This window comes from Rhodanobacter thiooxydans, assembly GCF_030291135.1.
Taxonomy (GTDB): Bacteria; Pseudomonadota; Gammaproteobacteria; order Xanthomonadales; family Rhodanobacteraceae; genus Rhodanobacter; species Rhodanobacter thiooxydans_A.
This window is the reverse complement of sequence record NZ_CP127409.1, coordinates 1,206,276-1,227,765: the sequence shown is the minus strand read 5'-3', so window position 1 is coordinate 1,227,765 and position 21,490 is coordinate 1,206,276. Positions and strand designations below refer to the sequence as shown.

At 67.6% G+C, this 21,490-nt stretch carries 22 protein-coding genes and 1 tRNA gene; 9 read left to right on the top strand and 14 right to left on the bottom strand.

Annotation, left to right across the window (positions count from 1 at the left end):
• Nucleotides 1–22: 22 nt before the first annotated feature.
• Entirely contained in the window at nt 23–757 is a 735-nt protein-coding gene (locus tag QQA13_RS05515; RefSeq protein ID WP_108471591.1) for an FKBP-type peptidyl-prolyl cis-trans isomerase, read from the bottom strand.
• A 154-nt stretch (nt 758–911) separates the two neighbouring features.
• On the opposite strand from QQA13_RS05515, the gene QQA13_RS05510 reads away from it, so the two are divergent.
• Complete coding sequence (locus tag QQA13_RS05510) at nt 912–1,694, top strand: enoyl-CoA hydratase/isomerase family protein (protein WP_108471592.1); 783 nt, start codon at nt 912–914, stop codon at nt 1,692–1,694.
• 13 nt (nt 1,695–1,707) lie between these two features.
• Here the strand turns inward: QQA13_RS05510 and QQA13_RS05505 are convergent, their stop codons facing one another.
• The 6 genes from QQA13_RS05505 to QQA13_RS05480 all read right to left on the bottom strand — a co-directional run bounded on the left by QQA13_RS05505 (nt 1,708) and on the right by QQA13_RS05480 (nt 9,005).
• Nucleotides 1,708–2,619 carry a DUF1684 domain-containing protein gene (locus tag QQA13_RS05505; protein ID WP_108471593.1) on the bottom strand — a complete coding sequence of 304 codons (912 nt, stop codon included), beginning with the start codon at nt 2,617–2,619 and terminating at the stop codon, nt 1,708–1,710.
• On the bottom strand, nt 2,603–3,508 hold the full coding sequence (locus tag QQA13_RS05500) for a DUF1684 domain-containing protein (protein ID WP_108471594.1): 906 nt from the start codon (nt 3,506–3,508) through the stop codon (nt 2,603–2,605). Before QQA13_RS05500 ends, QQA13_RS05505 begins: the two co-directional genes overlap by 17 nt.
• A 34-nt stretch (nt 3,509–3,542) precedes the next feature.
• A complete protein-coding gene (mutL, locus tag QQA13_RS05495; RefSeq protein ID WP_108471595.1) occupies nt 3,543–5,351 on the bottom strand; it encodes a DNA mismatch repair endonuclease MutL in 1,809 nt (602 codons plus the stop codon).
• 41 nt (nt 5,352–5,392) lie between these two features.
• On the bottom strand, nt 5,393–6,871 hold the full coding sequence (locus QQA13_RS05490) for an N-acetylmuramoyl-L-alanine amidase (RefSeq protein WP_108471650.1): 1,479 nt from the start codon (nt 6,869–6,871) through the stop codon (nt 5,393–5,395).
• Nucleotides 6,872–7,036: 165 nt separating this feature from the next.
• Nucleotides 7,037–7,513: a tRNA (adenosine(37)-N6)-threonylcarbamoyltransferase complex ATPase subunit type 1 TsaE gene (tsaE, locus tag QQA13_RS05485; RefSeq protein WP_234411320.1), complete on the bottom strand. Its 477-nt coding sequence runs from the start codon at nt 7,511–7,513 to the stop codon at nt 7,037–7,039.
• The gene (locus tag QQA13_RS05480) at nt 7,506–9,005 is read right to left on the bottom strand and encodes an NAD(P)H-hydrate dehydratase (protein WP_108471596.1); all 1,500 of its coding nucleotides are present in this window, start codon (nt 9,003–9,005) and stop codon (nt 7,506–7,508) included. The genes tsaE and QQA13_RS05480 overlap by 8 nt, the downstream gene beginning before the upstream one ends.
• Before the next feature lie 15 nt (nt 9,006–9,020).
• Here QQA13_RS05480 and queG point away from each other — a divergent pair, with 15 nt between their 5' ends.
• Nucleotides 9,021–10,118 (top strand): tRNA epoxyqueuosine(34) reductase QueG, encoded by a 1,098-nt coding sequence (gene queG / locus QQA13_RS05475; protein ID WP_108471597.1) that lies wholly within the window; start codon nt 9,021–9,023, stop codon nt 10,116–10,118.
• A gap of 4 nt (nt 10,119–10,122) precedes the next feature.
• Here queG and panD read toward each other — a convergent pair whose 3' ends face one another.
• The 5 genes from panD to pcnB all read right to left on the bottom strand — a co-directional run bounded on the left by panD (nt 10,123) and on the right by pcnB (nt 14,198).
• On the bottom strand, nt 10,123–10,515 hold the full coding sequence (panD, locus tag QQA13_RS05470; protein ID WP_108471598.1) for an aspartate 1-decarboxylase: 393 nt from the start codon (nt 10,513–10,515) through the stop codon (nt 10,123–10,125).
• Between the two features lie 100 nt (nt 10,516–10,615).
• Nucleotides 10,616–11,461 carry a pantoate--beta-alanine ligase gene (gene panC / locus QQA13_RS05465; protein ID WP_108471599.1) on the bottom strand — a complete coding sequence of 282 codons (846 nt, stop codon included), beginning with the start codon at nt 11,459–11,461 and terminating at the stop codon, nt 10,616–10,618.
• Between the two features lie 17 nt (nt 11,462–11,478).
• Entirely contained in the window at nt 11,479–12,246 is a 768-nt protein-coding gene (gene panB / locus QQA13_RS05460) for a 3-methyl-2-oxobutanoate hydroxymethyltransferase (RefSeq protein ID WP_234411324.1), read from the bottom strand.
• 117 nt (nt 12,247–12,363) lie between these two features.
• Entirely contained in the window at nt 12,364–12,843 is a 480-nt protein-coding gene (gene folK, locus QQA13_RS05455) for a 2-amino-4-hydroxy-6-hydroxymethyldihydropteridine diphosphokinase (RefSeq protein WP_108471601.1), read from the bottom strand.
• Nucleotides 12,840–14,198, bottom strand: a complete 1,359-nt coding sequence (gene pcnB / locus QQA13_RS05450) for a polynucleotide adenylyltransferase PcnB (protein WP_108471602.1) — start codon at nt 14,196–14,198, stop codon at nt 12,840–12,842. Before pcnB ends, folK begins: the two co-directional genes overlap by 4 nt.
• Nucleotides 14,199–14,384: 186 nt before the next feature.
• Here pcnB and QQA13_RS05445 point away from each other — a divergent pair.
• Together QQA13_RS05445 and fdxA are read left to right on the top strand one after the other, a co-directional pair.
• A tRNA-Glu gene (locus QQA13_RS05445) sits at nt 14,385–14,460 on the top strand.
• A gap of 175 nt (nt 14,461–14,635) precedes the next feature.
• Nucleotides 14,636–14,959 carry a ferredoxin FdxA gene (gene fdxA, locus QQA13_RS05440; protein WP_108471603.1) on the top strand — a complete coding sequence of 108 codons (324 nt, stop codon included), beginning with the start codon at nt 14,636–14,638 and terminating at the stop codon, nt 14,957–14,959.
• Between the two features lie 66 nt (nt 14,960–15,025).
• Here the strand turns inward: fdxA and QQA13_RS05435 are convergent, their stop codons facing one another.
• Complete coding sequence (locus QQA13_RS05435; RefSeq protein WP_108471604.1) at nt 15,026–15,616, bottom strand: hypothetical protein; 591 nt, start codon at nt 15,614–15,616, stop codon at nt 15,026–15,028.
• Nucleotides 15,617–15,650: 34 nt separating this feature from the next.
• Nucleotides 15,651–16,547: a 4-hydroxy-tetrahydrodipicolinate synthase gene (dapA, locus tag QQA13_RS05430; RefSeq protein ID WP_108471605.1), complete on the bottom strand. Its 897-nt coding sequence runs from the start codon at nt 16,545–16,547 to the stop codon at nt 15,651–15,653.
• 126 nt (nt 16,548–16,673) lie between these two features.
• Between dapA and QQA13_RS05425 the strand changes: the two genes are divergently transcribed.
• From QQA13_RS05425 to QQA13_RS05405, 5 genes are all read left to right on the top strand, one after another.
• Nucleotides 16,674–17,249 carry a glycine cleavage system protein R gene (locus tag QQA13_RS05425; RefSeq protein WP_234411321.1) on the top strand — a complete coding sequence of 192 codons (576 nt, stop codon included), beginning with the start codon at nt 16,674–16,676 and terminating at the stop codon, nt 17,247–17,249.
• A gap of 105 nt (nt 17,250–17,354) precedes the next feature.
• Complete coding sequence (locus QQA13_RS05420) at nt 17,355–17,816, top strand: peroxiredoxin (protein WP_108471607.1); 462 nt, start codon at nt 17,355–17,357, stop codon at nt 17,814–17,816.
• Between the two features lie 64 nt (nt 17,817–17,880).
• Entirely contained in the window at nt 17,881–19,263 is a 1,383-nt protein-coding gene (locus tag QQA13_RS05415) for a PhoH family protein (protein ID WP_108471608.1), read from the top strand.
• 94 nt (nt 19,264–19,357) lie between these two features.
• Nucleotides 19,358–20,455 (top strand): class I SAM-dependent methyltransferase, encoded by a 1,098-nt coding sequence (locus QQA13_RS05410; protein WP_108471609.1) that lies wholly within the window; start codon nt 19,358–19,360, stop codon nt 20,453–20,455.
• A gap of 62 nt (nt 20,456–20,517) precedes the next feature.
• The gene (locus QQA13_RS05405; RefSeq protein WP_108471610.1) at nt 20,518–21,471 is read left to right on the top strand and encodes an aspartyl/asparaginyl beta-hydroxylase domain-containing protein; all 954 of its coding nucleotides are present in this window, start codon (nt 20,518–20,520) and stop codon (nt 21,469–21,471) included.
• The last annotated feature ends 19 nt before the right edge of the window (nt 21,472–21,490 follow it).

Sequence of the window (21,490 nt, the reverse complement as noted above, 5' to 3'; positions counted from 1 at the left end):
GCCATGCTACCACCGGAGCAACTTACGGCTGGCCGGAACCGGGCTTGATCGCGAGCAGTTCGATCTCGAATACCAGCGCCTCGTTCGGACCGATCCGCGGCAACGCGCCGGTTTCGCCGTAGGCCAGCTGCGGCGGGATCACCACCTTCCAGCGATCGCCTACGTGCATGCGCGGGATCACGTCCTGCCAGCCGCGGATCACCTTGTCGACGCTGAAGCTGACCGGTGCCCCACGCGCCCAGGTGCTGTCGAATTCGGTACCGTCCACCAGCATGCCGCGGTAGTTCACGGTGACCGTGCTGCTGACGGTGGGGCTGACCTTGCCGCTACCCGTGCTCAACACCGCGTACTGGATGCCCGACGGCAACTGCACCACGCCGGGCTGCTGGCGGTTTTGCGTCAGGTACCGGGCGCTCTTGCGCGCGTTGATGGTGGCGATCCGCTTGAACTCGGCCAGTGCATCGGCGTGCATCTGCTGGTCGAGCCGCTGCAACTGCTGATGCATCTCCTGCATCGACACACTGGGGTGGCGCTTGGCGTACGCGTCCTGGATCGCTCGCACCAGCACCGGGATCTCCACGTCAGGCTTGCCGTCGGCGAACTGGCTGCCGATCTGGTAGCCGATCGCGTAGGACAGCTTGGCCTTGTCGGGCTTCGGTGCCGACGTCGATACGGCACTCTGCGCGTGCGCCACGCCGCCCAGCAACAGCACTGCACCGAGCAGACCGCAACGCAGATGTGTGATGCCTTTCTCCACCGGGCCTTTCCTTATCGCGACAGTCGATCCTGACGGATCATCCTAAGCGGTTCGCGCGATTCGTGCAGCGCTGGCGCTCGTGGCTTGAGAAACCCTGCGGCGACAAAGGTTCCCGCTGCTACCATCGCGGGCTTGCACCTGTCAGGAGCCGCTCATGGCCTATCGCAACCTGGAAATTAGCAACCGCGGCGCCGTCCGCACGATCGTGGTCAATCGTCCGGACAAGCTCAACGCGCTGAACCGCGACACCCTCAACGAACTAACCATCGCGTTCACGCAGGCCGCGCAGGACGACGCCGTGCGCGTGGTGGTGTTGACCGGCGCCGGTGAGAAGGCGTTCGTCGCCGGCGCCGACATCGCCGAAATGAACGGCTACACGCCGGTGCAGGCACAGGGTTTCTCGCGCGCCGGCCAGCGTCTGATGACGTCGATCGAGCGGCTCGGCAAGCCGGTGATCGCGCGGGTGCAGGGTTTTGCACTCGGCGGCGGCATGGAGCTGGCGATGGCCTGCCACCTGCGCGTGGCCAGCGAGAAGGCAAAGTTCGGCCAGCCGGAAATCAATCTCGGCCTGATCCCGGGCTTCGGCGGCACCCAGCGCCTGCTGCGCCTGGCCGGCCGCGGCGCGGCGCTGGAGCTGTGCCTGACCGGCGCGCCGATCAACGCGCAGCGTGCGTACGAGCTGGGCCTGGTCACCCGCGTGGTGGCGCCCGAAGCGCTGGACGAAGCAGTGAACACGCTGGCTGACCAGCTTGCCGAGGCCGCGCCACTGGCCGCCGCCGGCATCCTCGACGCCGTGCTGCAAGGTGGCGAGACCGCGATCGACCAGGGCCTGGAGTTCGAGACGCAGGGTTTCGCGCTGGCGTTCTCCACCGAGGACATGCGCGAGGGCACCACGGCGTTCCTGGAAAAGCGCAAGGCCGAGTTCAAGGGACGCTGATCGCAGGAGCCCGCTAGTCGTTAGGGTGGCCGCGGAACTTCATCTCACCCGCGGTCACCGACAGCTTCAGCCGATTCTCCGGCGGCGCCAGCGGGCAGACCACGTGCGGGGTGATCGCGCACGGCGGGTTTTCGGCCAGGTTGAAGTCCAGCAGCACCTTGCCGTCCTTCGGCGCCGCGGCGTACAGGAAGCGCGCGCCACCGTAGGTCAGCCGCCCCGCCGTGCGGTCGCTGAACACGAAGAACAGCCGGCCGTCCTCGTCGATCGGCAGTAGCTCCCAGGTGTGGCCATCCCGGCGGAACACCGCCTTGCCCGCGATCGGCGTATCGCTCACGGTGCCGGTGACGTAGGCAATCTTCAGCATGTGCGGCGTGGGGAACAGTACCCAGTCCGCCTCGATCCGCCAGGACGGGTCGATCGGGAAATAGTCGAAGCCGGGGAAATGCGTGCGCAACGGCGCGTCATTGTTCTTCGCGCGCAGGCCGCGCTGCGTGCCGTTCTCGATCACGTACAGGTAGCTGCTGCCGAAGCCCGCGCGGGTCGGCTGCTGCTTGCCGTCGGGACCTTGCGTACGCAATACGTTGACGATCGCCGCGAGCTGGCCGTCGATGGTGATCCCGCGGGTTTCCGCCAGGTGCAGGCTGACCTGTCCATCCGCCGTCAGCTGCAGCGTCCCCAGGTGCGCGGGTGCGCCGGGAATCTCGAAGCGATTGTCTGCCGCGCTGCCCACGCTGTTCGCGCCTGGCTGCAGCCAGCCCGAGGCGGTGAGTGCCAGATAGCCGTCCATCTGCTTAAGCTGCTCGACGCGCTCGGCACGTGCCTGAGTCACCGCAGCCGCATAGTCGGCCGGCGTGGTGGCGCGCAGCGGGAACGCGGCCAGCAAGCCCAGCGCGACAACCGCACAGCACTCAGTGATGCGAGCCACGATAGTTCTTCTCGCCGGCGGTGACGCGCAGGTCCAGCCGGTTTTCCGGCGGCGCCAGCGGGCAGGTGGCGAACGGCGTGAACGCGCACGGCGGGTTGTACGCCTTGTTGAAGTCCAGCACGACCTTGCCGTCTTTCGGCGGGTCGATGTACAGGAAACGTGCGGCCCCGTAGGTTTCCTTGCCGCTGGTGCGGTCGGCGAACACAATGAAGTATTGCGCGTCGCCAGGCACCTCGATCACCGGCAGGATCTCGAAGTGCTTGCCGTCGCGGCTGAACTCCAGCTTGCCCGGCACCGGGTACTTGTCGATGGTGCCGATCGCGGTGCCCATCTCCAGCGTCTCGCCCGGCTGCGCCGGTACCCAGGTCGCCTCGATCCGCCACGACGGGTCGATCGGAAACGCATCGATGCCGGCGAAGTGCTTGCGCGAGGGCGCTTCAGTGTCCTTGACCCGCAGCCCCTTGCGGCCGTCGCGGTCGATCACGTAGAAGCTCGCGCTGCCGAACGCTACCCGCGTGGGCGCGGCGTCGCCGGCAACGTGGGCGTCGTCCAGCAGCGGCGCTTCGGCCACGGCCTTGCCGTCGATCGTCGCGCCGCTGTCCTTGTCCAGCACGATGCGCATGCTGCCATCGCGCGCCAGCGTGACCACACCCAGATGCGCCGGCCCGGTACCCAGCACGATGTCGTTGTCGGCGGCACTGCCGACGCGGTTTGTCCCTTCCTTCAGCCACTCCAGCCCGATCAGGCTCAGCCAGCCGTCCGGCGCGGTCAGCCGTTCGACCCGACCAGCCCGCCACTGCTCGATGCTGTGCTTGTAACTATCGACGTCGGCGGCTTGCACAGTAGCGACTCCCAGGATGGCGGCAACAAACAGGCTGGCACGTATCATCACTATCTCCAGCGAAACGTTTCTTGAAGGCGCGTCAACGGCCGCGCATGAACAACTTGTCGAGCTCGGCCACGCTCAGCTGGACCCAGGTCGGACGCCCATGATTGCATTGTCCGGAGCGTTCGGTCGCCTCCATCTCGCGCAGCAACGCATTCATCTCCGGGATCGTCAGGCGCCGGCCCGCACGCACCGAACCGTGGCAGGCCATTGTGGAGAGCAGTTCGTTCTCCAGCTCCTGCAGTCGGCGCGAACTGCCGTGCTGGGCCAGTTCGGACAACACGTCGCGGCTGAGCTGGCCCACGTCGGCGCCTTCCAGCAGCGCGGGAATACGCCGCACCACGATCGTCGCCGGGCCGCTGCGCGACAGCTCCAGGCCCCATTCGGCCAACGCCTCGGCGTGCTCCTCGGCGGCGGCGGCTTCCTTCGCGCTGACTGCGATGGAAAGCGGCACCAGCAGCACCTGCGAGCGCAGGTTGCTGGTAACGCGGCCGGACTTCAGCTTCTCGTAAGTGATCCGCTCGTGCGCCGCGTGCATGTCGACCAGCACCAGGCCGTACGCATTCTCGGCCAGCACGAAGATGCTCTTCAGCTGGGCGATCGCGAAACCGAGCGGTGGTGCCTCGCCCTCTGCCGTTTCCGGCAACGGCGCGGGCGCACTGGCGATGGATGGCGCAGCACCGAGCAAGGCCGCGTAATCGGCCAGCGGCGCCTCGCGCGTGCCCAGGCTCAGCCGGCTCTGGCTGGACGGGCTGGGCCACGCCGCGCCACCGGATGGAGCGGAGCTCGCATAGGTGTAGCTGGTCATCGGCGCCGGCTCCGTCGCCGGCAGCGTGCCCAGTCCCGCGCGCGTCTGTGCCAGTGCCTCGTGCAGGGTGCGAAACAGGAAGTCGTGCACCAGTCGCTGCTCGCGGAAACGCACCTCGTGCTTGGCCGGATGCACGTTCACGTCGACGCCGGCCGGGTCGAGTTCCAGGTACAGCACGAACGCGGCGTGGCGGCCGTGGAACAGCACATCGGCATACGCCTGGCGCACCGCGTGGGCGACGATGCGGTCGCGTACCAATCGTCCGTTGACGTAGAAATACTGCGCGTCGGCCTGCGCCCGCGAGGCAGTGGGCAAACCGACCCAGCCGGACAGGTGCAGCCCGGCCGCGGCGTGGTCGATGCGCAGGCTCTGCGCCGGGAACTCGTCGCCTAATACTTCGGCCACCCGCTGCAGCTGCGCCTGCTCGTCGCGCGCGGCCTTCCAGATGCGCACCGGCTTGCCATTGTGGCTGAGCCGGAATTCCACCGAACCGCGCGCCAGCGCCAGCGATTTCAGCAGGTCGTCGATGTGCGCGAATTCGGTGCGTTCGGCGCGCATGAACTTCTTGCGCGCCGGCACGTTGTAGAACAGGTCGCGCACCTCGACGCTGGTGCCCGGCGGGTGCTGCGCCGGACGCGCCGCCTGCAGCTTGCCGCCGTCGACCTCGATGCGGAACGCGGCGTCCTGGTCGCGCGCACGCGAGGTCAGAGCGAAGCGCGCCACCGACGACACCGAGGCCAGCGCCTCGCCGCGGAAACCCATGCTGGCGACGTGCTCCAGATCGTCGAAGCTGCCGATCTTGCTGGTGGCGTGCGAGGCCACCGCCAGCGGCAGCTCGTCGACATGGATGCCACCGCCGTCATCGCGCACGCGGATCAGGCGCGCGCCGCCAGCCTCGATCTCCACCTCGATGCGCGTGGCGCCGGCGTCGAGGCTGTTCTCGACCAGCTCCTTGACCACCGAGGACGGCCGTTCGATGACTTCGCCGGCGGCGATCTGGTTGATGAGTTCGGGGGGAAGCAGGCGGATGACGGTCATCCGCGAACTTTAGCAGCGAACGCCCAAGTGCCGCCGCGAAGTCAGCCGGCGGGAATGGTCAGCGTGGTGCCGGCGCGGACCGTGTTGCTGTTGATCTGGTTCGCGTTCTTCAGTGCGCCGACGCTGACGCCATACTGCTTCGCGATGCTGCTCAGGCTTTCGCCACGCCCGACCTTGTGCACGTCGCGCACGGACGCCTGGCCGGATGACTGCCTGGTGCTGGAAGCCAGCTGCACGCCATTGCGTCGCGCCGCCTCGGCAGCGAACCAGGTGCCCGGCGGCGGTGTGGATTCGAAATAATTCCTGACGCCGCCCATGACCGCTTCGGCGAGCTTTTTCTGGTGCGCCGGATCGCGCAGCTTGCGCTCCTCGGCGGGATTGCTGATGAAGGCGGTCTCGACCAGGATCGACGGCACGTCCGGCGAACGCAGCACCACGAAGTTCGCACGCTCGACATAGCCGCGATGGGTCGGCCCCAGCTGGGCCAGCGCCTTGAGCACGTTGCCGGCGACCACGTCGCTGGCCTGCATCGCCCAACCCTGCTGCAGGTCCAGCAGCACCTTGGCCAGGCTGTCGTCCTTGTCGTCCAGCGAGGTGCCTCCGATCAGGTCGGCGCGGTTCTCGCGATCGGCCAGCCAGCGCGCGGCCTCGCTGGTCTTGCCGCGCGGCGACAATACCCACACCGACGAACCCCTGGCATCGTCGCTGGTGAAGGCGTCCGCGTGAATCGACACAAACAGGTCCGCATTGTGTTCGCGGGCGATCCGGTAACGTTGCGCGAGCGGGATGAAGAAGTCGCTGTCGCGGGTCAGCACTGCCTTCATGCCGGGCTGACGATTGATCTGCGCCGCGAGCTCGCGCGCCACCGCCAGCGTGACGTTCTTTTCCAGCGTGCCGCCGGGGCCATGCGCGCCCTGATCCTTGCCGCCATGCCCGGCGTCAATCGCCACCACCACCTGGCGCTGGCCGTTGAGCATCGCCGCAGCCTGCTCGGCGGCGACCCGGCGGCTGTGCGTGGGATTGCTGTAGGACGCGGCGGCCACCGGCCTGGCTGCCGGCGCTTGCGCGACCTCGGCTGTGGTGCTTTCGGTGGCGGCAACGTCACCGGCGACCTCGGCCGCGTGGCTGGCCGGGTAGAAATCCAGCACCAGCCGGTAGTTGCCGTCGTCGTTCGGCTTCAGCAGGAAACTCTTCAGACGGCTGGCCGGGTCGACCTTGGCGGTGACCTGCATGCCGCGACCCAGCCGCGAATGACTCATGCCGCGAAGCAGGCCCTGCGCGGACGGATCGGAAAAATCGCGGCTGGGGCTGCTGTCCGGCAGTTCCACCACGACCTGGCCATTCTTCTGGCTGATCGTGTACTGCAGCGGACCGGAGGCATCGAGCACCAGGCGGGTGTACTCGGGACCCGCCCAGACGCGGGCATCCTTCACCTGGGCCGCACTGAGCGCAGCCACGGGCATCAGCGCCGCGATTGCGACGACAAAACCGCCTGCCCACTTGTTCAGGTAGCCCCTCATGCCCTGCATTGAAGCGCAGCCCCGTCGGCATTGCAAGACTTTTCCCTTGAATATCCATAACCTGCGAATCATTCATCAGGTGAGATCAAGTTACGGGATGCAACTCGCGTATTCCACTGGAATCGTTTCCTGAATGCCGTCCGGCAAATTTTCCAAGGGAAATAATTACTTGGCGAGCCGGTCGAGCAGGCGCCTGCCACGCGGGCCCTGTGCGCGCAGCAAGGCATGACGGCCGGCGCCGGCGTAATCGAGCAGCAGTTCCGCGTCCGCTGCCGGAAGCGCTCCGGCGCCTCGCTCGGGCCATTCCACCAGTACCACGGCAGCCGGATCGGCCAGCGCGTCCAGGCCCAGCCACTCCAGCTCGGCAGGATCGGCGATCCGGTACAGGTCCAGATGCCAGGCCGGGCGATCCTTCGCCAGGTAGCCTTCGATCAGGCTGTAGGTGGGACTCTTGACCCGCTCGCCGACGCCGAGGGTGGTCAGCAATGCGCGGGCAAAACTGGTCTTGCCGGCACCCAGCGGGCCATGCAGGTAGAGCACCAGGCCCTCATCCAGCGCCCCCGCGACCTGCGACCCGAATGCCACCGTGGCAGCTTCGTCGGCCAGCGACCAGCGGAGTCCGTCATCGACTTGCTCAATCATGTTCACGCTCATAACCGGTCACGCCATTGCCCAGCGCACGAATCGGCGCCAACAGATCACTGGCCAGCAAGCCACGCTCACCCTGGCGGGCGGCAAGATCGCCCGCACGGGCGTGCAGGCCCGCGCCAAGACAGGCCGCCTGCCATGCACTGCAGCCTTGCGCCAGCAGCGCCGCCACGACACCGGTGAGCAGGTCACCCATGCCGCCACTGGCCATCCCTGGATTGCCCCACGGACAGACGTCCAGACGTCCACCCGGATCGGCAACAAGACTGCCTGCACCCTTCAACACCACGACGGCGTGGTAGCGGCGCGCGATTTCGCGTGCCGCGGCGAAGCGATCCTGTTCGACCTCTCCGGTGGTGATTCCCAGCAAACGTGCCGCCTCACCCGGATGTGGCGTCAGCACCGTCGGCGCGGTGAACCGGCGCGGCTCGCGTGCGAGCAGGTTCAGTCCGTCGGCATCGAGCACCAGCAGCTTGTTCGCATCCAGCGCGGTCAACCACAGGGCATGCCCCCAGCCCGCCTGTCCCAGGCCGGGTCCCAGCGCCAGCACGCTGGCCCGTTCGAGCAGCGGCGCCAGTGCTTGCGGCCCGTCGACACCGTGCGCCATCAGTTCCGGCCGCGCCGCATTCAGCGCGAACACATGTGCCGCCCGCGTCGCCACGCTGACCAGGCCAGCGCCGGCGCGCAACGCCGACTCCCCGGCCAGGCGTACGGTGCCGGCCATGCCGTGCTCGCCGCCAATCACCAGCACGTGGCCGTAGTTGCCCTTGTTCGCGTAGCGCGCGCGCGGCGGCAACGCCTCGGCAACCAGCAAACGTGCGTCGGGCAGCGTGTCGGCATAGACGCTGTCCGGCACGCCCAGGGTCGCCAGTTCGAGCACACCGACCTGATCGGCCGCGCGTCCGGTGTGCAGCCCGCGCTTGCCGGCGATGAAGGTCACCGTGACATCCGCGCGGATCGCCGCGCCGGGACAGCTGCCTGTATCCGTATCCAGGCCGCTGGGCACGTCCAGCGCCAGCACCGGGCGGCCGCTGCGATTGATCGCCTCGATCAGCCTGGTCACGGCCGCCTCCGGCGCGCGGTTGAGTCCGATGCCATACAGCGCATCCACGTGCAGCTCGGCGTCGGGCAGCGCTCCTTGCGCATCCCACAAGCGCACCCGGCCACCGCCCGCTTCCCACGCCGCGCGTGCCGCTGCGGCGTCGCCGTGCGAGGTCGCCGACAGCGCCACCAGCTCGACCTGCATGCCGGCCTCGCGTGCCAGCACGCCGAGCAGGAAACCGTCGCCGCCGTTGTTGCCGGGGCCGCAATGGATGCAGACCTGCTGCAGTTGCGGCCAGTGCCGGCGCAGGCTGTTCAGCGCGGCACTGGCCGCGCGGCGCATCAGCTCGGGGCCGGAGATGCCCAGCGCCGACAACGCCGCACGCTCCATCGCGCGCAACTGTTCGACGGTATGCAGATGGCGGCTGTAGGGATGGGCGGGCATGCGCGGATTATAGGCATGGGCCGCCTCTACAATAGGCGGATGTCCAGCACCACCTCGTCCGCTTCGCCCGATTACGCCGCGCTCGCGCGCGACATCAAGCGCTGGGCGATCGAACTGGGTTTCGCTGACGCCGGCATCAGCGGCACCGACCTCGGCGACGACGAGCAACACCTGCAGCGCTGGCTCGAGGGCGGTCATCACGGCGAGATGGAATACATGGCGCGGCACGGCACCAAGCGCACCCGCCCGGCCGAACTGGAGCCGGGCACGCAGCGGGTGATCTCGGTGCGCATGGACTACATTCCGCCCGGCACCGCGAATGCGTGGGACGTACTCGGCGACGCCGAAGCGGGTTACGTATCGCGTTATGCGCTGGGGCGCGATTACCACAAGCTGATGCGCAACCGTTTGCAGAAGCTGGCCGAGCGCATCCACGGCGTGGTCGGCGACTTCGGCTATCGCGCCTACGTGGACTCCGCGCCGGTGCTGGAGAAGGCGCTGGCACGCAACGCGGGACTGGGCTGGATCGGCAAGCACACCGTGCTGATCAACCGCCATGCCGGCTCGTACTTCTTCCTCGGCGAGCTGTACACCGACCTGCCGTTGCCGCTGGACGAACCGGCCAGCGCGCATTGCGGCACCTGTACGCGCTGCATCGAGGTGTGCCCGACGCAGGCAATCCTGGGGCCGTACCGGCTCGACGCCAAGCGCTGCATCTCGTACCTCACGATCGAGTTGAAAGGCAGCATCCCGGAAGAACTGCGCACGCCGATGGGCAACCGCATCTTCGGCTGCGACGACTGCCAGCTGGTGTGCCCGTGGAACAAGTTCGCGCAGGCGACCGCCGAGCCGGATTTCGCGCCACGGCACAGCCTCGATGGCGCGAAGCTGGTCGAGCTGTTTGCATGGAGCGAGGACGAATTCCTCAAGCGCACCGAAGGCATGGCGATCCGCCGCACCGGCTACGAAGGCTGGCTGCGCAACATCGCGGTGGCGCTGGGCAATGCGCCGAAGTCAGTGGCAGCGATCAAGGCGCTCAACACACGCGCCGACCACCCGTCGGCGGTCGTGCGCGAGCACGTGGCGTGGGCGCTGGCGAAGCAGCGCGGCTGACAGCTCAGGCCGCGGCCATCTGCTTGGGGATGGAACGGTTGGTGTGGCTGATGCGGTTGCCCGCGCCCGCCGCAATGTAGACGCAAGTGGGCTGGTACTGTTCCAGTTCCGCCTCGCTCAGCTGCACGAAGGCCGCGATGATGATGACATCGCCTGCCTGCGCGCTGCGTGCCGCGCTGCCGTTGACCGAGATGATGCCCGAGCCTTCCTCGGCGCGCAGCGCATAGGTGACGAAGCGCTGGCCGCTGTTGACGTTCCAGGCGTGGATCTGCTCGTACTCGCGGATGCCCGAGGCATCCAGCAGCAGACCGTCGATCGCGATCGAGCCCTCGTAGTGCAGCTCGGCATGGGTCACCGTGGCGCGGTGGATCTTGGCCTTGAGCATGTTCAGGTGCATGACATTCTTTCCGGCAGGGACAGCCTGCAAAGTCCGCAATTATCGAACCGATGACGTTGCACCGCAACATCAGCGGCAACGCCCCCGATATGCGGGCAACTCAGTCGAGCAGCAAGTTGTCGATCAGGCGGGTATGGCCAAGGCGGGCCGCGACCAGCGCCACCAGGCCTCCGCGCTCGCCTTCGGCCGGTTCGGCCAGGTCCTCGGCACGGCGGATTACCACGTAATCGGGGACGAAGCCCGCCCGTTCGAGGCGCGCGGCGGCGGTCTGCTCGATGGCCTGCCACGGATGCCCCTGCGCCAGCAGTTCACGCATCTTCTGCAGGCTGTCGTGGATCAGCGGCGCGCGTGCGCGCTCCCCGGCGCTCAGGTACTGGTTGCGCGAGCTCAGCGCCAGGCCGTCGTCGGCGCGCAGGATCGGCGCTGCCACTACCTTCACCGGCAACCCCAGGTCGCGCACCATCCGCTCGACCACCTTCAGCTGCTGGAAGTCCTTCTGCCCGAACACCGCCACGTCCGGCTGCACCAGGTTGAACAGCTTGCACACCACGGTGGCCATGCCGTCGAAATGCCCGGGGCGATGCGCGCCTTCCAGCGTGTCGGTGATCTGCGGTACGCGCACGCTGACGCTGTGCGCGGGACCAAACGGATACATCGTGGCCACGTCCGGCGCGAACAGCAGGTCGCAATCCTGCTCGGCCAGCGCCGCCTGATCCTGCACCAGGGTGCGCGGGTAGCGGTCGTAATCCTCGTTCGGCCCGAACTGGGTGGGGTTGACGAACACGCTGGCGACCACCCGCTCGGTGCGCGCGCGCGCCAGCCTGATCAGCGACTGGTGGCCCGCGTGCAGGTTGCCCATGGTCGGCACGAAGCCCACCGTCTGGCCCTGCGTGCGCCAGCCGCGGATCGCGGCGCGCAGGGCCGGGACGTCTTGTACGGTCTGCATGGGCAGGCTCGCTCAGGTCAGTTGAAGCAATGCTCGGGGGCCGGGAAGGCGCCGCTGCGCACGTCCTCGGCGTAGGCGGCGATTGCCGCGCCGACAGAATCGCGCCCGGCCAGGAAATCCTTGCTGAACTTCGGCCGCTTGCCCGGGGTGATGCCCAGCATGTCGTGGATCACCAGCACCTGGCCGTCGCAATGCGGGCCGGCGCCGATGCCGATCACCGGGATCGTCAGCGCCGCGGTCACCCGCTGGCCCAGTTCGACCGGCACGCCTTCCATCACCAGCAGGTCCGCCCCGGCCGCCTGCACCGCCAGCGCCTCTGTCAGCACGCGGTCGGCGGCGGTCTGCTCGCGGCCCTGGATCCTGAAGCCGCCGAACTTGTGCACCGACTGCGGGGTGAGCCCGAGATGGGCGCAGACCGGGATGGCGCGCGCGGTGAGCGCCGCGATCGCCTCCAGCACGTGCGGCGCGGCGCCCTCGATCTTCACCATCGCCGCGCCGGCCTCGCCGACCAGCCGCGCGCCCGCTTCCAGCGCATGCGCCACGTCGCGGTCGGCCATGAACGGCAGGTCGGCCACCAGCAGCGTGGCCGACAGCCCGCGCGCCACCGCGGCGGTGTGGTAGACCATGTGCTCCAGCGTCACCGGCAGCGTGCTGGCATGTCCCTGGATCACCATGCCGAGCGAATCGCCGACCAGCGCGATGTCGACGCCGGCCGCCTCCAGCTGCCAGGCGAAGCTGGCGTCATAGGCGGTGAGCATCACGATGCGCCGTCCCTGCGCCTTCATCGCAAGCAGGCCTGGCACGGTCACCGGCTTGCGGTCGGGGACACTGGCGTTCTGCACGTACACGGCAATTCCTGGGATGGGGTGGCCGCCGATTATCCGGCGCGCCGCGGTGATGGCTCAAGCCACGCGTTCACAGCCGGCCAGATCGAGCCGGGCGAGCAGCTCCGCTACCGTAGTCTGCCCGGACAAGCGCAGCGTGGGCGCAATATCGTGCAGGGGCAACAGCACGAACGCCCGCTCGGCCATGCGCGGATGCGGCAGGGTCAGCTGCGGGTCGTCGAGTTGCACGCCGTCGACGTGCAGCAGGTCCAGATCCAGCGTGCGCGGCCCGTTGCGCTCGCCGCGCACGCGGCCGGCGTGCTGCTCGATCGCCAGCAAGGCGTTCAGCAAGGCGTGCGGCGACAGCACAGTGTCCAGTTCCACCGCGGCATTGATGAAGGGTGGCTGCTCCAGCACGCCCCACGGCAGCGTGCGGTACAGCCGCGAACGCTGCAGCAGGCGGGTGTCGGGCAGGTTCGCCAATGCCTCCATGGCGTCGAGCAACTGTTGCCGCGGGTCGCCGAGATTGCTGCCCAGCGCGACGTAGGCCAGGGTCACACGGAGCCCGATTTGTCGACTGACCGGCGCCGCCGGCGGCGCGGGCGCGGCGGCCTGGCGGCTACCGGCGGTGCCACATGATCACTGGCACCGCTGCCGCCGCCGGCCGGCAGCGCGGCGGCCAGCACATCCTGCGGCAGCTGCTGCGCATGCGCCCACCACTGACCCAGCTCGCGCATTGCCGGTGATTCGTCGCCGCGCAGCAGCAGGAAATCGAACGCGGCGCGAAACCGCGGGTGCGTCATCAGGCGGAACACCCGCTTGCGCTGGACCTGCTCGAAGCGCGGCTGCAGTGACCATATCTCCTCCATGGTGAAGGTGAACCGGCGCGGGATCGCCACCCGCTGACACTGTTCACCGACCACCTGCGCCGCGGCGCGCGACCATGCCTCGTTGCCTTCGACGCCGCGGCCGATCAGCTGGTGCGCCACGTCGCGCACCTCGCCCCACAGCAGCACTGCGAACAGGAACGCCGGGGTCACCGACTTGCCCTCGGCGATCCGCGCGTCGGTGTTCGCCAGGCCATGCTCGACCAGCGCCCGCAGCGCCTCGTCGCCGCGCTTGAGCGCACGCGCGGTCGCCGGGAACAGGAATTTCAGCAGGCCGCTCTGCTCCAGCATGCGGAAACTCTTCAGGCCGTTGCCGGCCAGGAACATCTTCAGCGACTCGTCGAACAGCCGCGCCGGCGCGGCGTCGGCCAGTAGCGGCCCCAGCGTCTCGAACGGCGCCATCGCGGCCGCGTCGATGCGCATGCCAAGCTTCGCCGCCAGCCGCGCCGCGCGCAGCATGCGCACCGGGTCTTCGTGGTAACGGGTGTCCGGGTCGCCGATCAGGCGCAGCACGCGGTCTTGCAGGTCCTGCATGCCGCCGACGTAGTCGCGCACGGAGAAGTCGCTGATGTCGTAGTACATCGCGTTGACGCGAAAGTCGCGGCGCAGCGCGTCCTCCTCGATCGTGCCCCAGATGTTGTCGCGCACGATGCGGCCGTCGATGATGTGGCGGTCGCCCTCGCCGCCCTCCTCGCCGGTGCCGCGGAACGTGGCCACCTCGATGATTTCCGGGCCGAACACCACGTGCGCCAGCCGGAAACGGCGGCCGATCAGGCGGCAGTTGCGGAACAGCTTCTTCACCTCGTCCGGGGTGGCGTCGGTGGCCACGTCGAAGTCCTTCGGCTGCAGCCCCAGCAACAGGTCGCGTACCGCGCCGCCGACCAGGTAAGCGGCGTAGCCGGCCTCGTTGAGGCGGTACAGCACGCGCAACGCCGCCTTGCTGATGTTCTTGCGCGAGACGATGTGCTGGTCGCGCGGAATGACCCGCAGCGTCGGCGTGGCGTCGGTCCTCGATTCGGGATTCAAGCGGTCGGAGTCCTTGCAGGGCGAAGCTGCCCGTGGGTTGCAATATATCGCGACGTGGCGCATCGCGAACCGCCCCGCAAGACGCGGGCGCCCGATGGTTCCTGCCTTGTGACAGCGCAGACCCATGCGCTGCAGGCATTGCCGGGCGAAACAATTCCGCTATACTAGCGCGCCTCGCTGCATAACGCTCCCTTCGTCTAGTGGCCTAGGACACTGCCCTCTCAAGGCGGGAACACGAGTTCGAGTCTCGTAGGGAGCACCATTTGCTTTTGCAATCTTCCGTGATTGCTCCAGTTGGGCCGACCAGTGCCAACGTACAGCTCGGCGCCACTGGCTGGATCAAAAGCGGCCATCCATGGCTGCATTTTCCACAAAAACCGACGCGCTGATTTGCCGGGTCGCCTGACACACTTCCCACAAGCAGGCCAAAACCGCCCATGACCTTTGTCGTCATCGACAACTGCATCAAGTGCAAGTACACCGACTGCGTCGAGGTCTGCCCGGTCGACGCCTTCCACGAAGGCCCCAATTTCCTGGCGATTGATCCGGATGAGTGCATCGACTGCACGCTGTGCGAGCCGGAGTGCCCGATCAACGCGATCTACCCGGAAGACGACGTGCCGGCCGGCCAGGAAGGGTTCGTGGCGCTGAACGCCGAGCTGGCCAGGAGCTGGCCGGTGATCACCGAACGCAAGGACGCCCTGCCCGACGCCAGGGACTGGGAAGGCAAGCCGGACAAACTCGAACTGCTGCAGCGCTGAAGTCCATCTGCAAAAAAGAACGCCGCCCCGAGGGCGGCGTTCTTTTTGGTGGCTGTGCACCGGCGATCAGCCGCCCAGGCGCGACTTCAATGCATCGATCACCTTGCCTACGGCGGCAGCGTTGCCTTCGGCGCGGACTTCGCTGGCCGCCGTGCCGCTGCCATTGACGCTGATCTGCACCTGGTGCGAGCCGGCGCCCGGAGCGGATGCAGAACCGCTCTTGTCGCGCCCGAACAGGCGGCCGAAGAAGCCTTTCTTCTTCTGCTGAGCCACGGCGTCGGAAACATTCAGCGTGTAGCTGTGGGTGGCGTCGTCGTGACCGGCCAGTTCGCCCAGGCTGCCGCTCTCCAGTACCTGGCCGACCCGGCGATAGGCGTTGTCGACGCTGTCGGCCAGCACGAAGCCATCGCTGATCTGGCCGCCGGCCGAACCGACGCGGGCGGTGGCGCCATTGGCGGTCGGCTGGTTCGCACCCGGTGGCGGGATGACCAGCGCTTCGCTGGTCGACGGCCGGTCGAGGCTCGGCGGGATCTCCAGCGGAGCTTCCTGCACGGCCCTGTCCCACGCCTTGTGCGAGCGAAACGCGCCGCAGCCGGTAAGCAGCAGGCCACCGAGGGCCACGGCCGGCAGGGCCACGAGGAGCGAGGTTTTCTTCATGTAATCGGATTCCGTGAGGTAAGTCAGGCAACCGTCAACCGGCTGCAGTCGCCAAGGATGCCAGACTGGACAGCGCTTGGTGCAATCGGGCGCGATCCGGACCGTCGTTCAGTTCCACCAGCGGCAACCGCGGCAGGCCCAGCCCCAGTCCCAGCACGGGCAGGCCGGCCTTGACCGCGATCGGGTTGGGCGCGCAGTTGAGCGCCTGCACCAGCGGCTCCAGCGCGGCATGGCAGCGCGCCGTCGCCACCTGGTCGCCGGCAGTGGCCGCATCGCACAGGGCGCGGAACGCCTGCGGCACCAGGTTGGCCACCACCGAGATGGTGCCGGCGGCGCCGGCCAGCATCGCCTCGCCGGCGCTGCCGTCGTCGCCGGACAGATAGACGAAATCTTCGCGCACAAGTTCCGCCAGCGCCAGAATCCGCTCGCGATCGCCGCGTGCCTCCTTGATGCCGATGATCGCCGGGTGCCCGCGCAACGCGGCCACGGTCGACGGCAACAGGTCGCAACCGGTGCGGCTGGGCACGTTGTACAGCAGCACCGGCAGGCCGCCGTGCTCGGCCACTTCCAGGAAATGCCGGCGCAGGCCCTCCTGGGTCGGGCGCACGTAGTACGGCGTCACCAGCAGCGCCGCATCGGCGCCCAGGGTCTTCGCGCGGCGGGTCAGCGCCACCGTCTTGGCGGTGCCGGCCTCGCCGGTGCCAGCGATCACCGGCACCCGCCCGGCCACGCGCTCGAGCGCGAACGCCAGCAGGCGATCGAACTCGTCGTGCTCCAGCATGTGTGCTTCGCCGGTGGAGCCGGCCACCACCAGCGCCTGGGTACCGCCGGCCAGCTGATGATCGATCAGCCGACCGAACGCATCCAGGTCGAGCGCGCCGTCGGCCGCGAACGGCGTGGCCAGCGCGCAGATGCTTCCGCGAATGTTCAAGACACGATTCCGCTACAAGGCTAGCTGTCCATGTTACTTGCCGCCTCGCGAGGCGGGCAAGTAAGCTCGACCGGAGTAGTCTCATGACCCCGCACCGCGCGGACAGACGTCCACAGGCAGACCCTCTTGAAACCTTCCCCCGGCCCTTCCTCCGCTGCCACGCGCTCGGGCAATGACAACCAGTTGCTGATCCACGCGCTCACCGCGACGACCAAATCGCCGCTGCTGGCGCTCGCCCGGCGCATCGCCGACGCCGGCTGCAACCTGTCCGAGTCGCGCGTATCCACCATCGGCACGGAAATCTCGCTGATGCTGCTGGCCACCGGCGCGTGGGACGCGCTGGCCAAACTGGAAACCGCGCTGGCCAAACTGGGCCGCGACGAGAGCATGCACCTGGTGCATTACCGCACCGGCCCACGCCAGGACAGCTCGCACCTGCTGCCATACCTGGTGGAAGTGGTGGCGGCCGACCGGCCCGGCATCGTGGCGCGCATCGTGGATTTCTTCAGCCAGCACGGGATCAGCGTGGAGCAGTTGAACTCCACCCGTTACCAGGCGATGCAGACCGGGGCAGAGATGTTCCAGGCCCAGTTCACCATCGGCATCCCGGCGGAAATCCATATCGCCGCGCTGCGCGACGACTTCCTGGAACTGTGCGACGGCCTGAACCTCGACGCGATCATGGACCCGGTGAAATTCTAGGATGCGCCAGCGCGACAGGCCTGACAAGGCTGTCATCCGCCACGGCCGTCGCGCTAGTCTCTGCCACGCACACAGGCGAAACCCCGTCGGGTTTCCGGAGAGACCATGCCAGACATCGGAAAGAAGGCCCCTGCCCTCAGCGGCACCACCGGCGACGGCAGCATCATCAAGCTCGCCGACCTCAAGGGCCAATGGGTGGTGCTGTACTTCTACCCGAAGGATTCCACCCCCGGTTGCACCAGCGAGGCGCAGGATTTCCGCGACCTCTACCCCGCGTTCCGCAAGCGCCATGCGCAGATCGTCGGCGTCTCGCGCGATTCGGCGAAGTCCCACGCCAACTTCGCCGCCAAGCAGGCACTGCCGTTCCCGCTGGTGTCCGATGCCGACGAAACCTGGTGCAAGGCGTTCGACGTGATCCACGAGAAGGTGCTGTACGGCAAGCGCCACCTGGGCATCGTGCGCAGCACCTTCCTGATCGACCCCGACGGCAAGCTCGCCGCCGAATGGCGCGGCGTGAAGGTGCCCGGCCACGCCCAGGCCGTGCTCGACGCCATTCCCGCGCGTTGACCGCCACGCCATCCATGGCCATCGCCCGCCGACTCCCTCCACCCACCAGCGAGGACACTTCCGCATGACCGGAAGCAAGCGCATCTACGCTCTCGACACCAACGTCCTGCTGCATGACCCGACCTCGCTGTTCCGCTTCGAGGAACACGACGTCTTCATCCCGATGACCGTGCTGGAGGAACTGGACGAAAAGAAGAAAGGCGCCTCCGAAGTCTCGCGCAACGGCCGCCAGGCCAGCCGCTTCCTCAACGAGCTGATCGAGCGCGGCAAGCAGCACGACCTCGCCGACGGCCTGGAACTGAGCAACCCGCAGGGCGTCAAGCTCAAGCGCGGCACCTCGGTCGGCCGGCTGTATTTCCAGCACCGCACCAGCAGCAACGGCCACGCCAAGGCGGACAACCAGATCCTGGCGGCGGTGATCGAGCTGCGCGACCAGAACCCGGGCCGCGACGTGATCCTGGTCACCAAGGACATCAACCTGCGGATCAAGGCCAGCATCAACGGGCTGGTCGCCGAGGACTACGAGAATGACCGCGCACTGGACGACTTCTCCCTGCTCTACACCGGCTCCACCGCGTTGCCGGAGGATTTCTGGGATCGGCACCCGGAGGTACGCTCGTGGACCGAGCGCGGTCGCACGTTCTACGAGGTGAAGCGGCGCGAAGAGGAAACCTGGTACCCGAACGAATGCCTGTATCTGCCCGGCGAGAACGCGGTCGAGCTGCGCGTGCTGCACCTGGACGAGGCCAGCGCCACGCTGGTGCTGCTGGACGACCACTCGCACGCGAACCACCACGTGTGGGGCATCGGCGCGCGCAACCGTGAACAGAACTTCGCGCTCAACGCGCTGATGGACCCGGACATCGACTTCGTCACCCTGCTCGGCAACGCCGGCACCGGCAAGACCTTGCTGGCACTGGCCGCGGGACTGGCCCAGGTGATGGACCAGCAGCGCTACCGCGAGATCATCATGACCCGCGCCACCGTCTCGGTGGGCGAGGACATCGGCTTCCTGCCCGGCACCGAAGAAGAGAAGATGACGCCGTGGATGGGCGCGCTGACCGACAACCTCGAAGTGCTGGCCAATCCGGAGGACGGCGGCAGCTGGGGCCGCCAGGCCACCAACGACCTGCTCGCCTCGCGCATCAAGATCCGCTCGTTGAACTTCATGCGCGGGCGCACCTTCCTGTCCCGTTACCTGATCATCGACGAGGCGCAGAACCTCACCCCGAAGCAAATGAAGACCCTGATCACCCGCGCCGGCCCCGGCACCAAGATCGTCTGCCTGGGCAACGTCGAGCAGATCGACACGCCGTACCTCACTGAAACCACCTCCGGCCTCACCTACGCGGTGGACCGCTTCAAGGACTGGGAGCACTCCGCGCACATCACCCTGCGCCGCGGCGAACGCTCGCGGCTGGCGGATTTCGCGGCAGAGGCGTTGTAACGTCAGAAGCTGAAAACCGGGACCTGCCGCGCGGCGACGGCCCCGGTTTTCGCGCCCCACCCATTCCCCGACATACCCGACCGACACCGCCTCCATGTCGTTGAAGAGTTTCGCCTACCGCCACCGGCTGCCGGCCAAGCGCGCCATTGCGGCGCTGGCACGCTCGCTGCCCGCAACGGCTCGCCGTCGACTGCTGGCCATGGCCGAGCGCATTGCGTTCAGCGTCACCCCGCAATACCAGGGCGAAACGCTGCCGCCGATCTTCGAGTACTGGTCGGGGCGCTTCCTGGCGCCGGACGCGCAGCGGCTGGGCATCGGCTCGCCGGAAGGCTTCTTCCTCGACCACATTCGGCGCCGTGCAACCGGCACAAACGCACCGGTGCGCGTGCTCAGCGCCGGCACCGGTTCTTGCGGCATGGAGATCGCGCTGGCTGCGCAGTTGCAGGCAGACGGCGTCGCGACACAATTCACTTGCCTGGACTTCAACCCCTCACTGATGCGCCGCGCCGCCACCACGGCACAGGAACGCGGCGTCGATGCGACGATGACATTCGAGGCACGCGACTGCAACCTGCCGTTCGAACTACCCGGGCAGGACGTCATCATCGTCATCCAGTTCTTCCACCACGTCACCGAACTGGAAACCTTCTGCGGATCGCTGCGCCGTTCGCTGGCCGCGCACGGCGTGCTGCTCAGCTCCGACATCATCGGCCGCAACGGCCACCAGTTGTGGCCCGACGTGGAAACCGCGGTGCAGGAAGCGTGGGCGACTCTGCCGACGGACAAGCGCCACGATCGCCATTTCAATACGGCATCGCCGCATTACCGCCCGATAAATCATGCCGCGTATTCCAACGAGGGCGTGCGCGCACAGGACATCGTGGGCTGCCTGCTGGCCGAGTTCGATTTCGAGCTGTTCTTCAGCTTCGGCGGCGCGATCATGCCGTTCGTCGAACGGCGGGTCGGCTTCAACTTCGATCCGCAGCTGGCCGAAGACCGCGGATGGATCGACCGCCTGCACGCGATCGACGCGGCTGCCCTCGCCGCCGGCCGCTACCCTGCTGCCAACATGATCGCCGCGCTGCACCACAAGGGCGCTGCCGTCCAGCCGGTATTCGAGCCGATCAGCCCGCAGCGGCACGTCGAGCTGACCCAGGAACAGCAGGTGAAGGCCACGCCCGCTCCGCGCTAGCGACGGCGGCCAAGCGAGTAGAATGCCTGCCTGACAGTCATTCCACGGTTGCAAGCGTAGACATGATCCTCACTCCCCGCCTCGTCCTGCTGGCCCTGTTCGCCTTCTTCGCGCTGTGCGTGCTGCTGGTGCATTTGCGCGGCCGCGTGCGCCTGCGCTTCGATCGCCAGCTGGTGGACCACTCGGCGGTGTTCGCGCCGTACAACCTGCTGATGTATGCGTTCTCGGCGGTGCCGGCCAAGCCCATTCTCGATCGTCGCGGTTTTCCCGAGCTGGACCTGCTGCAGGCGAACTGGCAGGCCATCCGCGATGAAGCCTTGCACCTGACCGACCAGGGCCACATCCGCGGCACCAGCCGGAACGACGACGCCAGCTTCAACAGTTTCATCAAGCAGGGCTGGAAGCGCTTCTACCTCAAGTGGTATGGCGAGCCGCTGGCCTCGGCACAGGCGCTGTGCCCGAAGACGGTCGAACTGCTCAACGCCATTCCCGGCATCAAGGCAGCGATGTTTGCCACGCTGGCGCCGAACAGCAAACTCAACCCGCATCGCGATCCGTTCGCCGGCTCGCTGCGCTACCACCTGGGTCTGATCACGCCGAACTCGCGCGACTGCCGCATCTTCGTCGACGGCGAGGAACACGCCTGGGGCGACGGCAAGGACGTGGTGTTCGACGAGACCTACGTGCACTGGGTGGAGAACAAGACCGACCAGACCCGGGTGATCCTGTTCGCCGACGTGGAGCGCCCGCTGCGCACGCGCTGGATGAGCGCGGTCAACCATCGCGTGGGCGCGTTCATGGGCAGGATCACCGCCTCGCCCAACAGCGACGCCGGCACCGAGAAGACCGGCTTCATCAACCGCCTGTACGCATGGAGCCAGCGCAAGGGCGCCATGCACCACTGGAAGGCGGCGTTCAAGCGGCGGCACAGGAAGCTGTACAAGGCCGGCAAGTACGCCGGCATCCTGCTGCTGATGTGGCTGATTTTCCTGGCGCCCTGGCCGCTGTTCCGCTAGCTGTCACGTTTCGTTCCAC

Excerpts from the sequence above, each read along its gene's own strand:
- panD (WP_108471598.1), bottom strand. The coding sequence starts at position 10,515 with ATGCACCTGAACATGCTCAAGGCCAAGATCCACCGCGCCACGGTGACC.
- panC (WP_108471599.1), bottom strand. The coding sequence starts at position 11,461 with ATGCAGACCGTACAAGACGTCCCGGCCCTGCGCGCCGCGATCCGCGGC.
- queG (WP_108471597.1), top strand. The coding sequence starts at position 9,021 with ATGGGCCGCCTCTACAATAGGCGGATGTCCAGCACCACCTCGTCCGCT.
- QQA13_RS05405 (WP_108471610.1), top strand. The coding sequence starts at position 20,518 with ATGATCCTCACTCCCCGCCTCGTCCTGCTGGCCCTGTTCGCCTTCTTC.
- mutL (WP_108471595.1), bottom strand. The coding sequence starts at position 5,351 with ATGACCGTCATCCGCCTGCTTCCCCCCGAACTCATCAACCAGATCGCC.
- QQA13_RS05490 (WP_108471650.1), bottom strand. The coding sequence starts at position 6,871 with ATGAGGGGCTACCTGAACAAGTGGGCAGGCGGTTTTGTCGTCGCAATC.
- panB (WP_234411324.1), bottom strand. The coding sequence starts at position 12,246 with ATGAAGGCGCAGGGACGGCGCATCGTGATGCTCACCGCCTATGACGCC.
- QQA13_RS05480 (WP_108471596.1), bottom strand. The coding sequence starts at position 9,005 with ATGCCCGCCCATCCCTACAGCCGCCATCTGCATACCGTCGAACAGTTG.
- tsaE (WP_234411320.1), bottom strand. The coding sequence starts at position 7,513 with ATGATTGAGCAAGTCGATGACGGACTCCGCTGGTCGCTGGCCGACGAA.
- QQA13_RS05435 (WP_108471604.1), bottom strand. The coding sequence starts at position 15,616 with ATGAAGAAAACCTCGCTCCTCGTGGCCCTGCCGGCCGTGGCCCTCGGT.
- QQA13_RS05410 (WP_108471609.1), top strand. The coding sequence starts at position 19,358 with ATGTCGTTGAAGAGTTTCGCCTACCGCCACCGGCTGCCGGCCAAGCGC.
- QQA13_RS05510 (WP_108471592.1), top strand. The coding sequence starts at position 912 with ATGGCCTATCGCAACCTGGAAATTAGCAACCGCGGCGCCGTCCGCACG.
- QQA13_RS05420 (WP_108471607.1), top strand. The coding sequence starts at position 17,355 with ATGCCAGACATCGGAAAGAAGGCCCCTGCCCTCAGCGGCACCACCGGC.
- QQA13_RS05415 (WP_108471608.1), top strand. The coding sequence starts at position 17,881 with ATGACCGGAAGCAAGCGCATCTACGCTCTCGACACCAACGTCCTGCTG.
- QQA13_RS05500 (WP_108471594.1), bottom strand. The coding sequence starts at position 3,508 with ATGATACGTGCCAGCCTGTTTGTTGCCGCCATCCTGGGAGTCGCTACT.
- fdxA (WP_108471603.1), top strand. The coding sequence starts at position 14,636 with ATGACCTTTGTCGTCATCGACAACTGCATCAAGTGCAAGTACACCGAC.